We start from the raw sequence: 16,472 nt of genomic DNA on the forward strand, positions 1-16,472 counted from the left end.
CATGTGGCTGAGCCACCGCTTTCGCGAGCAGGCTCGCTCCCACACTGGATCTGCGGTTGAACAACAAAATTCATGTCCGACACAGAACCACTGTGGGAGCGGGCTTGCTCGCGATGAGGCCGGCACATCCAACATCACCGCAAACTGAGCCACCGCTTTCGCGAGCAGGCTCGCTCCCATACTGGATCTGTGGTGAACACAAAATTCATGTCCGACACAGGACCACTGTGGGAGCGAGCTTGCTCGCGATAGCGGTGGCACATCCAACATCACCGCAAACTGAGCCACCGCTTTCGCGAGCAGGCTCGCTCCCACACTGGATCTGTGGTGAACACAAAATTCATGTCCGACACAGAACCACTGTGGGAGCGGGCTTGCTCGCGATGAGGCCGGCACATCCAACATCACCGCAAACTGAGCCACCGCTTTCGCGAGCAGGCTCGCTCCCATACTGGATCTGTGGTGAACACAAAATTCATGTCCGACACAGAACCACTGTGGGAGCGGGCTTGCTCGCGATGAGGCCGGCACATCCAACATCACCGCAAACTGAGCCACCGCTTTCGCGAGCAGGCCCGCTCCCACAGGGGAAACGCGGACTCACCAAGCCCGTCTGGAAAAAGGCGCGTAGATTTTTCAAAAAAAACGGCGCTTTTCATTTCTGAAACAAGCGCCGTTTTTCCTGAGTGAACAGCATTACCTACAGTATTCAGGGTTTGCTCAAGACAGCATTTCGGCCAAGGGCGCGGCATCAGACTGTGGGGTAACTTCGCTGAGCTTACCGTGTTCGATGCGGATCAACCGGTCGGCCAGGCCGAAGTAGGCGTCGTCATGGGAAATGACAATCAGCAGTTTGCCGCGCTCGCGCAGGTCCGGCAGGATCCGGGTGTAGAAAAAGTGCTTGAACACCGGGTCCTGGTCGGCGGCCCATTCGTCGAACAGATAGCAAGGGCGGTCGTCCAGATAGGCGCTGAGCAGCGCCAGGCGCTTGCGTTGCCCGGTGGACAGCGCCAGCGTGGTCAGCTTGCCTTCCTCGATTTGCACCTTATGGTCCAGTTGCAGGTGGACCAGGTAGTCCTGCGCCTGTTTCACCAAGTGCGGATCGTCGCCATCGAACAGGTTCTCGAACAGGCAGAAGTCGGTGAAGATCGCCGAGAAGTGCTGCCGGTAATGGTGGTTGTCATTGCTCGAGGACACTTGCTCGTCGAGCATGATCTCACCGCTTTCCGGTCGGTACAGCCCGGTCAGCAACAAGGCCAGGGTGGTCTTGCCGCTGCCGTTGCCGCCGGTGATGAACACCACTTCGCCGGCATTGAGGGTGAGGTCGATGGGGCCCAGGGTGAAGTGCCCGTCCTCGCGCTCGCGGTAGTAGGTGTGGGTGACCTGGCGGCACACCAGGCTGCGGACCTGGGTCGGCGAGATCGTGTCGAGGGTCTCGTCGGCGGTTTGCATCTCGCCTTCCAGGGCGCGGATCTTGTTCAGGGCCACGCTGGCCCGGCCGAGGGTCGGCAAGGCATGCATCAGTTCCGACAATGGCGTGATCATGTAGAGGATCGCCAGGATATAGCCAGTGACCAGGCTCGCGCTCAGGTCGATGAAATGCGGCGCGGCGAACAACACCACGCCGATCAGCAGGTAGAACACGGCATTGCCCCAGTTCAGGACCAGGGCATAGATGCTCATGCCCCGGACAAAATCGCGGCGGTATTGCTGGCTCACCGGTATCAGCAGCCGGGTGAAGAAGTGCTGCCGGCGCGGATGGTTGAGTTGCAGTTCCTTGCTGCCATCGGTGAGCAGGCGGTATTGATTGAACAACTGGTCCTTGAGCTCACGAGCACGGGAGATCGAGGTCAGGGCCCGGCGTTGCGGCCAGTGAAAGCTCAGGCTGCCCAAGGCGATCAGCAGCAGTGTCAGGCCGAGCAGCGGCATGCTGAGCCAGCCCAGGTAGGCGAGGCACGCGGCGATGATCCCGACGTTGACCAGCAGGATCGGCACCAGCTCCACGGCCTGGCTGATGGTTTGCGTATCGTCGGTGAGCATCGCCAGCAGGCGATGCTTGCCCAGGCGCTGCAATTGCGCGTAGGGCGTGTCGATCAGCTTGGCGCTCAGGTGCAGGCGCATGTCGTTGACCGCCGCCTGGCCCAGGCGCAGCAGGCTGATGTCGGAGATGATCCGCGACACCGCGACCAACACCACCAGGCCGGCGAAGAGCAGGCCATCCACCGGGCGCAGCGTATCGAACACCTCCAGGCTGTGGTTGATGTTGGCGATCAGGCCGGCTGCCGCGAGGCCGCAGGTCAGACCCGTGAGGGTCGCCACCAGCAGTGCGCGCCAGGAGCGTTTAGCCATGAGTAACAACAGATCCATTTCAAACCGCTCCGTGTGTAGCAATGGCCGTGAGGTGCGCCGCCAATTGTTCGTGCAGGGCGCGTTGCTCAAGGATGGTCAGGTGTTGCGCTGCGATGACCTCGCGGGTCAACGGCCCACTGCTGAGGTTTTCCCAGTGCGGGTCGGCGAACTCAGCCTGGGCCAGGGTATCGCTGGCCCACCAGACATGCACCGGGCAGCTCAACCGTACGGGCTTGAACGTGGCCAGCAGGTGCTGCGTATGCTGCTGGTAGTTTAGACGCGTCTGCAGGTGCTCCCAACTGTCGCCATCGAGTTGCAGGCCTTGTTGCCGTGCCCACTGGACCAGTTCCGGCAAGCGTGCCGCTGGGGGCAGGGCGTCCAGTTGCGCCAGCAACGCGGTCATGATCGGCGTTGGCAACTGGCGTAACACGGCCTGGCTGTCCAGCGTCAGCGCTTGGGAAGCTGATTCCAGCAGCGCTTCGACACTGTCTTCCGGCGCTTGATGCTGGTATTGGGAGTCGATGATACCGAGAAACGCCACTTCTTCGCCCTGGCTTTCCAGGCGCGCGGCCGCGGCAATCGCCAGCAGGCCGCCGAGGGAGAACCCCAGCAGGTGATAAGGCCCCTGGGGTTGCTGTTGGCGCAGGTGCTCGACGTAGCACGCGGCGAGGCTTTCGATATCGCCGCCCAGCGTCGTGCTGTCGTCGGTCAGGTACGCCGCCTGCAAGCCCCACAGGTGCCAGGCCGCCAGCGGCGTCAGCAGCGTGCGGTAATCCTGCACGTGGCCGGTGGAGGGGTGGAAGCAGAACAGATTGGCGGCTTCAACGGCGTTGGGCGCCGACAACCGCACCAGCGGCGAAAGCTTGAGTTCGGCCTGCACCAGTGCGGCAAATGCCGAGACGCTCGGGGCGTTGAACACCGCATTGACCGTCACCGGTGCCGACAGCGCGGTCTGCAAGCGGCTGGCAAGCGTCACCGCCGCCAGGGAGTGGCCGCCCAGCTCGAAGAAGTCGTCGTCGATGCCCACCCGTTCCAGGCCCAGCACCTGTGCCCAGACCTCGGCGAGCAGGGCTTCCAGCGGTGTGCGCGGCAAGGCGCTGCCGACGGTGTCCAGCACTTTGTCGGCCCATTGCTGCAAGGTCTTGCGGTCGAGCTTGCCGTTGCCCATCAGCGGTAATGCCTCGACGATCCGCAGGGTCGGCAGCATGTAGTCCGGCAAGCAATCCTGGGCCTGGCCATGCAGCCGCGCGACCGTGGTCGAATGCCCAGGTGTCAGGGTCATGAAGGCGAACAGTTGCTGGCCGAGCTCGCCCCGGGGGATGCATTCGACCGCGGCCTGGGCCACGCCGGGAAGGCCGGCCAGTTGTGCCTGGATCTCATCGAGCTCCACGCGGAAACCACGGATTTTCACTTGGCGGTCGGCGCGCCCGGTGATCTCCAGGCTGCCGTCATGGCGATAGCGGGCCATGTCGCCGGTGCGATAGAGGCGTTCACCTGGCCGTTGGGCCAGTTCGATGAAACGTCCGGCATTTTGTTGTGCGTCCAAGTACCCGCGAGCCAGTTGCGGGCCGGCGATATACAGCTCGGCGCTCTGCCCGGGAGCGGCCGGCGCTTGCTGCTCGTCGAGCAGGTACAGGCGCATGCCGTCGAGGCGGTCGCTCAGGGGCAGGCGGCGATAGTCCATGGCCGGTTCGGCTTTGTGCATCACCACCCCCACGGTGGTTTCGGTCGGGCCGTAATGGTTCAAGACTGTCAGCGCCGGCGCGAGGCTGCGAATGCTTTGCAGCAGGCGCCGCGAGCAGCTTTCGCCACCGAGAATCAATTGCTTGCGCGGCAACACCGCAGCGCTCTGAGCGTGAATCAACCAGGCGTCGAGCAACGACGGCACGACCTTCAGGTGGTCGATCGGGTACTGCGCCTGCCAGGCTGCCCAGGCTTGGGCGTCCATCGCCGTTTCCTTGTCCAGCAGGTGCAATTCGCCGCCGCTGAGCAGCGCCGGAAACAGCAACGTGTAGCCCAGGTCGGCGGCCAGGGAAGTGACCACCGCACTGCGTTCGCCCACTCCCAGGGCCAGGCGCCGGGACACGCTGGCGACATAGCTGGCGAGCTGCCGATGCTCGACGATCACGCCTTTGGGCGTGCCGGTGCTGCCGGAAGTGAACAGCACATAGGCCGCGTCCTGGCCTTGGACTCCGGCGTTGATTGCCGTGGCAGGCGCTTGCTGCCAAGTCGCTTCATCACTCAGGTCGAGGCTGCCGATGCCGGGCAACGCGGGGGCGCTGCCGGCCGAACCGCTAAGGACGAAGACCGGCTGGGCCTGTTGCAGGATCGCCAGGGAGCGTTGCGCCGGCTGATGCACATCCAGGGGAACGAATGCCGCGCCGCTCTTGAGCACGGCGAGCATGGCCAGGACCATCTGCGTCGAGCGGTCCAGGTACAACGCCACGCGATCTTCGCGCCCCACGCCCTGGGCGCGCAGGTAATGGGCCAGTTGGTTGCTGCGCGCCTGCAATTGGGCGTAGCTCAGTGGCCCGTTGTGGTCGCGCAGGGCCAAGTGTTCGGGGAACTGCGCGGCACAGGCATCGAAATCGGCCGGCACGCTGGTAAACGGCAACGTTGCGACATCGTCCTGCAGGGCGGCCAGCGTCGCGGTGAAGCTCGGCGCCTGCAAGGACAGCTCGGCCAAGGGTTTGTCGGGGTGGGCGAGGGCATCGAGCAGCAGCGATTGGAACTGCTCCAGCAGGACCCGTGCGGCTTGTTCGCTGTAGCGGCCCGGCAGGTGGCAGAGGTTCAGGCGATAGCCGCCGGCGCTGGTCTCGGCCACCAGCAACAGTTCTATGCCCGCGGGGATAGCTTGGGCGTCCAGCACCGTGAGTGTCGATGCCAGGCTGCCCAAGGTGTCGAGTCGATCGGGCAACTGACCACCCCACTGGAAGCCGTACTGCGAAGCCTCGGCCGGCAGTGCAGCGCTGACGCCGCAATATTCCTGCCATTCCGTCGCGTGTTCGCAAAGCGCTTGCAGTTCTGCCAGCGCCTGGGCAAACGGGCTAGCCGCCGCCGGTTGCCAGCGCAGGGGCAGGGGCTTGGCGAACAAGCCCCAGCAGTCGGCGAGTTCTTCATAGTCGTCGCGGCAATCGTGGACCCAGTTCAAGATCAGTGCCGGGTTGTCACCGGTGCTCAGGCGTTGCAACAGCACGCCCCAGGCGGTCATCAGGACCTGCTCGGGCGAGGCGTCGTGACGTTGGCAAAAACCGTCGAGGGCCACGTTCAACTGTGGATCGGCGCTCAGGCGAGTGGTCACCGGGGCGCCAGGGCGGTCGCTGCGTACCTGGCGGTAGAGCAACTCGCCGGCGGCCGGCTCGTCCAGGGCCTGGCTGGCCCAGAAACGCCGGCCAGGCTCGGCGTCTTCATCGGCCTGCAATTCGTAGAGCCAGGCGCTGTACTGGGTATACGTCATGGCCTCGTCATCCACCGTCGGCGCATCCGTCGAGGCCAATGCCTGCACCAGGCGCAGCAGGGTCCCGCGATCCGCGCTCAGCGCCGGCAGTTGCAGCGTCACCCGGTGGCGATCGTCGCCGACCGCGTGCGCCTCGACGCTGATGGCGTCCGCGGCCATGACGGTGGATTCCACCACTTGCAACGGCATCAGCAAGCCCGGCTCAGGCCGCAGCCGCAGGCGCAGGGCCTCATGGCAGTCGCTCAGGGCGACGAGCCGTTGGCGCAGGCGCTCAAGGGCCAACGGGCCGGTTATTTCCAGTTCCAGGCGCACTGCGGGCAACCCCGCCAACCACTGGCTGCGTTGCTGGGGCGAGAGGGCGAAGGCTTCTTCACGTTTCTCGAAGGCGCTCATGCCTGCACCTCCGCAGTCGGCTGTGCTTCGGGCAGGCCGCCGGTCAATTGTTCACGACGCATCATCTGGCCCATGGCGACGCAGATCTTGCGCTCGCCCTCGAAGGGATCCCGAGCGTGGGCCACCAGCATGTTGTCCAGCATCACCATGTCACCCTTTTGCCAACTGAAACGTACCGCGCAGTCTTCATAGGCCGCGCCGATTACCTGCATCACCGCGTCTTCGATCACGCTGCCGTCACCGTAGTAGACGTTGCGGGGCAGGTGCCCGGGACCGAACAGGCTGATCAGGTTGCTGCGCACTTCCGGCTCCAGGCAGGCGGTGTGGTGCAGTTGCACTTGGTTGAAGAACGACAGCTCCCCGGTCTCGGGATGCGCGACGATGGCCGGGCAATGCTGGGCGATCCGCAGGTTGTCGGCCCCCAGCCACTCCCAGCGCATGCCCGATGCCAGGCATTGGCGCTCGACCTCCTCGCGCTGTTCGGTCTTGAAGAAGTCCTGCCAGCGCACATCCAGCTTGTCGGTGAAGTGCCGCACGTACAGCAGGCCCAGGGCCTTGAAGCGAGCGACAATGTCTTCGGGCAGGCGCGCCAGCACCTGCCGGCAATCGACGATGGGCGTGCAGCCGCCACGTGGTGCCGGTGTCTCGCAGTAGAACCATTGCTTGCGTGGCCACTGCGGCAGATGGGAACTCTCGTTGTGGAAGAGAATCATGTGCTGTTCCGGGTACGGCGTGGAGTGGTAGATGTTCTTGCCGGAAGTGTTCTTCGGCAGGTCGCCGTAGGTCCCGTAGAGGTCGGGTTCGATGGCCTGGGCGAACTGCTCGAAAGCGGCGGCATCCGGCAGGTTGAAACCGCGGAACAACAGGCCACCGTGGGTCAACAACTGGGCATTGATCCATTCCCGGGCTTGCAGCGCCCAGTGCACCGGGTCCAGGTCGCCGAGCAACGGCTCGATCACCAACGGCAAGGCTTGCCCGGCGTCGAGGGTGCGGGTACGGACCTGCTCGTGGGCCACCTGGCTCACGGCGGTTGCGCGGGTCTGCTTGAGCTTGCTCAGTTTCGACTGCTTGCGCGCGCTGCGGGCCGAGGCCTCGTCGAGCGACGGTTCAGACTGGGACGGTGCGCTGGCATTGCCGCCCTCAAGGCGCCACGACCATTGGTCCAGCGCTTGCGCCGGGGCCACGACGAGCTGCTCCAACAGGTGCTCGAAACCTTGTTCGAGGCGCTGGATGGTCTGCTCTTGCAACACGCTGGTGCGATACACCCAGCGCACGTTCAGCCCTTGTTCCTCGTCTTCTTCGACAAACACGGCGAGGTCGAACTTGCTGCTCTCCTGGGGCGATACCAGGTGTTCCACCTCAAGGTCCGGCAGGCTGGCATTGCCGCTGGGCGTGTTCTGCATGACGAACAACACCTGGACCAGCGGATTGATCCCTGGCGTACGCGGCGGCTGCAGTTCCTCGACCAGTTTGTCGAACGGCACTTGCTGGTGCTGGAACGCCGACAGGCAATCTTCGCGCAAGCGCTGCAGGCGGGCGTCAAAGGTTTCGCCTTCGCTCAGGCGGGCACGGATCGGCAACACGTTGACGAAGAACCCGATGAGGTGTTCCAGGGCCGGATGTTCGCGGTTGGCCAGGTCGGTGCCGACGATAAAGTCATTGGCCCCGGTGGCCCGCTGCAACAGGCTGTTGAAGGCGTTGAGCAGGACCATGAACAGCGTCGCCCGTTGATCCTGCGCATAGGCCTTGAGCACCTGCGTCTGGGCTGCGGTGAAGCGTTGCTCCAGGGCCGCGCCCTGATAGTCGGGGCGTGCCGGGCGTGGCTGGTCAAGCGGCAGCGGGATCACCGTGGGCGCGCCGTCGAGCTGGCGACGCCAGTAATCGATGGCCCGGCCCAGCAGGCGCTGTTGCGTTTCGCTGCGTTGCCAGTAGGCATAGTCGGCGAACTGGATCGGCAACACTGGCAGCACCGGCGTCGAGCCGCTGGTGCGGGCCTGGTAGCCGACGATCAACTCCTGCATCAGGATGCCCATGGACCAGGCGTCCGTGGCGATGTGATGCAGCACCAGTTGCAGCACGTGATCGTCGCTTCCCAAGTGCAGCAGGTTGGCGCGCAGCATCGGCGCCTGTTGCAGATCGAACGGACGCCCGGCCTGTTCATCGATCAGGCGTTGCAGGGTTTGCGCCTGTTCCTCGCTGGCGAGGTGACTCAGCTCGGTGGGTGTCAAGTCGACCATCGGCGCCGGGCTGATGACCTGGCAAGGCTGGTCGCCGTGGAGGTGGAACGCGGTGCGCAAGGACTCATGGCGTTCGAATACCGCTTGCAAGGCTCCTTGCAGGGCCGTGATGTCCAGCGCGCCACGCAGCCTGACGGCGGTGGTCATGTTGTAGGCGGCGCTAGGGCCTTCGAAGCGATCCAGGAACCACAACCGTTGCTGGCTGTAGGACAGCGGCAACGGCTGGTTACGCGGCGCCAGGGCAATTTCGCTGTCGCCGTCGGCCTCGCTCTGGGCGTCGCGCTGTCGATCCACCGCGTCGGCCAGTTGCTCGAGGGTGCCACGCTCGAACAGCGTGCGCAGCGGCAGGTTCACGTTCAACCGTCGACGAATCCGCGACAACACCTGGGTGGCCAGCAATGAGTGACCGCCGATGGCGAAGAAGTCGTCGTGCACACCCACGTTGTCGAGGCCGAGAATCTCTTGCCAGAGTTCGGCCAGGACCTGTTCGGTCGGCGTGCGCGGTGCCATGGATTGCCCCTGCGCCGTTTCGTCCTGGGGTACGCCCAGGGCGGCGAGGGCTCGACGGTCGACCTTGCCATTGGCGTTCAGTGGCAATTGCTCAAGGGCCAGCCAACGAGCCGGGACCATGTAGCTTGCCAGTTGCTGGCCCAGGTAAGCGCTCAAGGCCTGTTGCGTGGACTCGCCGCCCAGGTCGGCCGCTTCGTCGAGCACGTACCAGGCCACCAGTTGCAACGCGCCACGGGCATCGGGCAGCGCCAGCACCGCCGCGCTGTCCACTGCCGGGTGCTGCATCAGGCGGTTTTCGATTTCGCCCAGTTCGATGCGGTGGCCACGGATCTTCACTTGCTGGTCGCGACGGCCGAGGTATTCGATCACGCCATCGGCGCGCATCCGGCCGATATCACCACTGCGATACAGGCGCGCATCGGCCTGGAAGGGGTGCGGGACAAAGGCTTCGCGGGTGCGTTGCGGATCGCGCAGGTAGCCGCGACCGACGCCGACACCGCCGATGCACAACTCACCCGGCACGCCGATGGGAACCATGCGCAGGTCTGAATCGAGGACGAACACCTGGTTATTGGCGGTCGGCTTGCCGATGGGCATGTGCAGGCAGTCGTCGGCTGGCGCTTCGGTGATGGGGTAGAAGGCGACGTCGTCCGAGCACTCGGCGGGACCGTAGGCGTTCATCAACGCAATCGCCGGGAAGCGGGCGAACCAGTCCCGCGCCAGGGCCGGTGGCAATGCCTCTCCGGTGGGCAGGAGCCAGCGCAGGCTCGCCAGGGCGTGGTGTGCCTGGCTTTCCTGGAGCATGCCGCGAATCAGCGCCGGCACGGTTTCCAGCAGGGTCAGCTGATGTTCTTCAACAGCATCGAGCAGGGCCACGGGGTCGTGGGCCTGGGCATCGGGCAGGATGTGCACGGTGGCGCCGAACAGCGGCGCGGCGAGGAACTGCCACACGCTGATATCGAACGCCGCCGAAGCGGTCTGGGCAATCCGGTCGTGCTCACCCAGGCCCAGGCTCGGGACCTTGCCGAACATGTTGTTGAGCATGCCTCGCTGTTCGACCATCACGCCTTTTGGCGTACCGGTGGAACCCGAAGTGAAAATCACGTAGGCCAGTTGCTCGGGGGTGTGGGCGTAGGTGACCGGTGGCCGCTCGTTGCCTTGCCAGAGCGCCTGGGCGATCAGGCAGGTGGGTTGCTTGCGCATTTGCGGCAGGACATTGTCCAGTGTCGAGGCTGCGTGCTCGCACACCAGCAACAGCGGCGCTTCACCCAGGTCCAGCAGTTCCGCCAGGCGGGCGTGGGGCTGTTGGATATCCAGCGATTGGAACGCCGCGCCGACCTTGAGCGTGGCGATCATCATCGTCAGCAGCGCCAGGCCGCGCTCGGCGAACAGCGCCACCAGGGTTTCCGGGCCGGCACCGGCGGCTTGCAGCGCATGGGCGATGGCGTTGGCGCGACGGTCGAGTTCGGTGTAGGTCAGCGATTGCCCCTGGCAGATGGCGGCCAGGTGTTGCGGGCGACTGCGCACTTGCTCGGCGAACAGCGCCGCATAGCCGCGCTCCAGGGGGAAGTCGACGTCGCTGCGGTTGCAGTCGATCTGCAACTGCCGACGTTCGGCCTCGGGCAGCATGTGCAAGCTGCCCAGGGGCGCCTGCGGTGTCTCGAGCATGCCCGAAAGCAACTGCACCAAGTGCCCGAGCATGCGTTGCACGGTGTCCGTGGTGAAACGCTGGCTGTCGTAGGACAGGCGAATGCCCAGGCGGTCGCCGGGGTACAACACCACCGTCATCGGGAAGTTGGTGTGCACGCGGTCTTCATAGATGTCGATGCTGAAGGCATCCAGTTGCACGCTGCTGATGTCCAACGGCGCGTTCTCGAACACCACCAGGCTGTCGAACAACTGCTGGCCGCGCGGCACTTGGCTGCAACGCTGGATGTCCACCAACGATGCGCTTTCGTGTTCGCGCAATTGCGCGTTGTGGGACAGCAGCGCTTGCAGCCAGTCGGCCACGGGCGCATCCGGGTCGACATCGATGCGCAGTGGCAGGCTGTTGATGAACAGCCCGACCATTTCTTCTACACCGGCGAGGTCGGTCGGGCGGCCGGCGACGGTCACGCCGAACAGCACGTCGCGGTTGCCACTGTAGCGCGACAACAACAGCGCCCAGGCGCCCTGGATCCAAGTGTTGGGTGTCAGTTGGTATTGCTGGCACAGCTGCTGCAGACGCTGGGTCTGGGCGATGCTCAGGGTCTGGTCGAAGTCGCCGACCTGTTCCGGTGCCTGCTCCGGGCGGGCCACCGGACTGTCCACATGCAGTGGCGTTGGTTCGCTGAAACCGGCCATTTCGGCTTGCCAGAACGCGTGGGCGGCAGCCATGTCATGGCGTTCCAACCAGCTCATGTAGCCGCGGAACGAGCGCAGGCGTGGGCGGGCCACCGGCTCCTGGCGCACGATGGCCTGGTAGATCGCCAGCAGATCTTCCATCAGCAGGCCGAAGCACCAGGCGTCGGTCAGGATGTGGTGGAAGCTGCGCACCACGGCGAAGCGTCGCTCATCGAGTTGGAACACCCGCAGGTGGGTCAACGGCGCACAGGCCATGTCGAAACCTTGCAGGCGTTGTGCTTCGAGGGCCTGGTCCATCGCCAGGCGCTGTTGCTCTTCGTCGAGGTGGCGCAAGTCCTGCCAGTCGAACGCCCGGTGGGTTTGGCGATATACACATTGCAGTGGCTCATGGTCGTCCTGCCACCAGAACGCGGTGCGCATCATCGGATGGCGCTCGAGGAACAGTTGCCACGCGGCTTCCATCGCCGGGCGCTGCAAGGCCCCGTCCCAGCTGTAGCGTTGCTGCATCAGGTAGATGCCGCTGTGGGGTTGCAGCAGGGTGTGCAGGAGCATGCCTTGTTGCATCGACGACAGCGGGTAGACGTCCTCGATGTTCAGCCAGTCCAGCGGTTCGGCCGCCAGGGTCGCCGCTTGCTTGTGGCACAGCGGGAACGCTTGGCTGGCAGGACGCAGGTCGGCTGCGCTGGCCAGCCCGGCGAGTTCGCCCAGGCGTTGTGCAAGGCGTGGTGCCCAGTCGGCGGCGAGGGTGCCTTGGCTGCGTACGTGCAGGCAGTCATCCTGCCACCAGGCGTCCAGGGCCAGCGGGCAAGTCGGCGTCGTCAATGGGCTTGCGGCTTCGACCTGGGCCAGGATGCCGCATTCTTCGCGGTGGCTGTCGAGGTTGCCCAGCCAGCGGATGGCGACCGATGCCGCGGGCAGGTCGCGCAGCGGTTCTTGCAGGTAGGTGTTGTCCGACAGGTAGCGCAAGGCGCCATAGTCGACGCCGTGTTGCGGGTAGGCGCGGATCTGCGCGGCCAGTGCCTGCAAGCGTTGCAGCAGGCTGTCGCCTTCGGTCTGGAGGAAGTAAGGCACGGCCAGGGCCAACGGGCCCATGATGCGTGCCGGATCGAGGTCGGCCACGGCAATCGGCGCATCGACCGGCAGGCGCTCGGCACTCGGCCGCGCAGCGTGCACGCTCAGGGCGACCAGGCCATCGCCGCACGACTCGCGGCACTGTTCGGCCACGGCAGCGGCCAACAGGCTGTTCCAGTCCAGTTGCAGCACTTCGCCCAGGCGCTTGAGTTCGCCTGAGGTGACGGCTGGCAGGGTTTGTTCGTTCACGCTGGCCGGCTGTTGGCTGTCAGGCAGTTGCAGCGGTTCCACGCCGGCGTATTGCAGCCAATGTTCCCAGGCCTCGTCCAAGGCATCGCCCTGGGCATGGGCCAGTTGGTGCCGCGTCCACTGGGTGAAGTCGCCACCGGCGTAGGACAGGCGCACTGGCCGCTGATAACGCAGTTGCGCCAAGGCCAGGTTGAGGTCGGTCAACAGCAGCGACCAGGACGCTTCGTCCAGGCACAGCGGATGTGCTGCCAGTAGCAGCGAATGTTTGCCGTCCACTTCCAGCAGACTGGCATGCAGGCTTTGGCCAGCCTCCAGTTCCAGCGCGTCGACACCGGCCTGGGCCAGGGCTTGCAGGTGTGCCGGGGCGCAGGTCACCAGTTTCTCGGTGGCGATCACCGGGGCCTTGGCTGCGACCAGGACCCGTTGCTGCCACTCGCCCTCCGGCAGGGCCTTGAGCGCCAGGCGCAGGGCCTGGTGATGTTGCTGCAAAGCGCTGATGGCCTGGGTCAGCAGCTCGCTGTCGATGGCCTGGGTCAACGACACGCAACGCCAGGTAGCGTGCAGTGGCCCTTGTTGCAGGCGCGCGAGTTGTCCGGCGGCCAACGGCAGTTCATAGCCATCGGCACTCTCGTGCGCCACGCCCTGGCTGGCATCGGCGCCCAGCACGCGGGCGATGTCGGCGATGGTGCGGTTCTCGAAGAGCTGGCGGGGCGTGAGTTTCAGCCCTTGCTGGTTGGCGCGGGCAATGATCTGCAAGTTGATGATCGAGTCGCCGCCCAGGGCGAAGAAGTTGTCGTGCACGCCGACACGTTCCAGCTTCAGGACGTCTTGCCAGATGGCGGCCAGTTGCGCTTCGACTTCATTGCGCGGGGCAACGTGGGTGGCGCTGTCGTCCGTGGGTTTGTGCGGGAGCGGCAAGCGCTGCACATCGACCTTGCCGTTACGGGTGAGGGGCAGTTCGTCGAGGGTGATGAAGTGCGTCGGCACCATGTAGTCCGGCACCCGCGCACCCAGGTCGTTGCGCAGTTTCGTGGCGGACAGCGACTGGCTGGCGACGAGGTAAGCCACCAGGCGCAGGCTGCCGTCCAGTTCCACGGCGCGGACCAGCGCCTGTTCGATCAGCGGCGACAGGCGCTTGATCTGCACTTCGACTTCGCCCAGCTCCAGGCGATTGCCACGGATCTTGACCTGGCTGTCGACCCGGCCGAGGAACGCCAGTTGGCCGTCCACTTGCCAGCGCACGCGGTCGCCGGTGCGGTACCAGCGTTGCTGGTCCGCGTCGAGGTGGAAGCGTTCGGCGGTCAGGTCCGGGCGGTGCAGGTAACCCCGGGCCAGGGCGCCGTTGATCAGCAGCTCACCGGACACCCCGGTGGGCACCAGGCGACCGTTGGCGTCCACGACTTGCAATTGACGATTTGGCAATGGCCGGCCGAGGGCGATGCTGCGCAGGCCCGCAGGCAGTTCGGTGGCAATCGCCCCGACTGTCGCTTCGCTCGGCCCATAGTGGTTGAACACCCGCAGCCCTGGCGCCAGGCGGTTGACCTGCTCCAGCAGCGCCGGGCTGAGGGCGTCGCCACCGAAGACCAGCAGGGCGCGCGGCAACAGGCGCGCATCGGGTAGCGCCTGCAACAGGCCGGCCAGATGGCTCGGGGTGATCTTCAGCACATCCACCGGGTGTTGGGCGAAGAGTTCGGCCAGTGCCAGGGGGCTGAAACCGCTGTCTTCATCCACCAGCAACAGGCTGGCGCCGCTGCACAGGGCGCCGAACAGTTGGGTGTGGCCCAGGTCGGCGGCGATGCTCGACAGCAAGCCGTAGCGGGCCGCCGGCGGCGGGTTGAGTACCGCGTGCACCGCCGTCAGGTAATCGACGATGGACTGGTGCTCGACCACCACACCCTTGGGGGTGCCGGTGGAGCCCGAGGTGTAGATCACGTACGCGGCATCAGTCGGACTGTGGGGCACGGTTGGTGGTGTGTCTGGCTGGGCGGCGATGGCGTCGGCCTGTTCCGCCAGCCACAGCGTCGGCGTGTGCTCGGCCAGGCCGTTGAGCAGGGGCGAGGCGGCAGCGCCGACCAGCAGCGCGGCGCGGCTGTCCACCAGCACGTCGGCCAGGCGCCCGGCGGGCTGCTTGAGGTCCAGCGGCAGATAGGCGGCGCCAGCCTTGAGGGTGGCCAGCAGGGCGATCACGAATTCGGCGCTGCGTTCCAGGGCCAGTGCCACGACGCTGTCCTGGCCGATGCCCTGGGTGCGCAAGTATTGGCTGAGGCGGTTGGCCTGCTGGTCCAGTTCACGGTAGGTCAGGGCGACCTGACGGTCGCGGACCGCCAAGTGTTCCGGGTAGGCGGCCACTTGTTGTTCGAAGCGCTGGTGCAGGCATGCGGAAGGCACCGGCAGTTGCACGCCGCGCCCCTGCGCGAGCAGTTGCTGGCGTTCTTCAGGGCTCAGCCACTCCAGCTCGCTGACCCGGCGCTGCGCTTGCGCCGTCATCGCCAACAGGATGGCGCGCAACTGTGCCGACAACACCGCGACCTCGGCATCGCTGAAGCGATTGCGGTCGTAGCTGATCAGGTAGTGCAGTTGCTTGTCTGGTACCACGATCAGCGACAACGGGAAGTGGTTGCGGCCTTGGGTAAGGGTGATGCCGTCGACCTGCTGGTCGTTGCTCGGGGCACTGAAGCTCAAGCCGCCGGTGTCCTGGTTAAGCGCGTCGGTGACCGGGAAATTCTCGAACACCAGGATCGAGTCGAACAGCGCCTGTTCGGCGGCGATGCGCGTCATCGACTTGAGCTTGCCCAGCGGCAGGTAGGCGTGGTGGCGCAGGTCGCTGTTGGCTTGCTGCAAATGTTGCAACCAGGTCACCAGCGTCGGCGCGTCGGCCCATTGCACGCGCAGCGGCAGGGTATTGATGAACAGCCCGACGGTGCTTTCCACCGCCGCCAGGTTCTCCGGACGACCGGCGACGGTGACGCCATAGACCACGTCGTCACGCCCGGCGTGTTGGCCCAGCAGCAATGCCCAGGCGCCCTGGATCAAGGTGTTGATGGTCAGGTCGTGCTGGCGGGCGAAGCTTGCCAACTGCTCGGTTTCGCTGGCCGTTAGCAGGCTTTCCCGCTCGGCGAAGGGTGCCCCTGCCGGTGCCGGCTGGCGTACGGCGAAGGTGGGCAGCGGCGTTGGTTCGCTCACGTCTTGCAACTGCTCGCGCCAGAAGCCTTCGGTGGCGGCCATGTCCTGTTCCGCCAGCCAGGCGATGTAGTCCCGGTAAGGGCGGGTCGGCGCCAGGTCGGCGGGGCGGCCATGGGCGTGTTCGTAGTACAGCGCCAGCCATTCCTGGACGGCAATGCCGACGCTCCAGCCGTCCATGAGGATGTGATGGAAGGTCCAGATCAGATGCCAGCGTTCGGGGGCCAGGCGCACCAGGCATACGCGCATCAGTGGCGAGTCGTTCAGCTCCAGCGGTTGTGCCCGCTGTTCCAGCGCCAACTGTTCCAGCGCGGCCTGGGGCTCGGCGCGGTCTTGCCAGTCCAGTTCGGTCAGGGGCAATGGCACGTCCTGTTGCACCACCTGATAGGCATCGTCCAGTTCTTCCCAGAGAAATGCACTGCGCAGCACGGCGTGGCGCTGCATCAGCGCCTGCCAGGCGCCGCGAAACGCGCTCAGTTGCAGCGGGCCGTTCATGTCCAGGCTCAATTGCTGGTAATAGACCCGCGAATCCGGTTCATAGACGCTGTGGAACAACAGGCCGTGCTGGGTCGGCGAAAGGGAGTAGATGTCTTCGATGTTGTTCATGCTTGCTTGGTCCATTTCAAAGTCTTGAAAACTCAAGTGAGTCGATCCAGGCGCCGCGCAGGTCTCAGACCTGCGCA

General features: G+C 65.2%; 3 protein-coding genes. All 3 read right to left on the bottom strand.

Translation table 11 applies throughout. From position 1 onward, the window contains the following. Nucleotides 1-720: 720 nt before the first annotated feature. Genes M1D99_RS13700 through M1D99_RS13710 form a run of 3 tightly spaced genes read right to left on the bottom strand, consistent with a single transcriptional unit; the run spans nucleotide 721 to nucleotide 16,395 of the window. The gene (locus M1D99_RS13700; protein WP_434575898.1) at nucleotides 721-2,367 is read right to left on the bottom strand and encodes a cyclic peptide export ABC transporter; all 1,647 of its coding nucleotides are present in this window, start codon (nucleotides 2,365-2,367) and stop codon (nucleotides 721-723) included. Between the two features lies 1 nt (nucleotide 2,368). Next, the gene (locus M1D99_RS13705) at nucleotides 2,369-6,199 is read right to left on the bottom strand and encodes a non-ribosomal peptide synthetase (protein ID WP_458132030.1); all 3,831 of its coding nucleotides are present in this window, start codon (nucleotides 6,197-6,199) and stop codon (nucleotides 2,369-2,371) included. Next, nucleotides 6,196-16,395 (bottom strand): amino acid adenylation domain-containing protein, encoded by a 10,200-nt coding sequence (locus tag M1D99_RS13710; protein WP_458132031.1) that lies wholly within the window; start codon nucleotides 16,393-16,395, stop codon nucleotides 6,196-6,198. The genes M1D99_RS13705 and M1D99_RS13710 overlap by 4 nt, the downstream gene beginning before the upstream one ends. Nucleotides 16,396-16,472: the final 77 nt, after the last annotated feature.

It is taken from the genome of Pseudomonas sp. R3-41 (assembly GCF_054161485.1).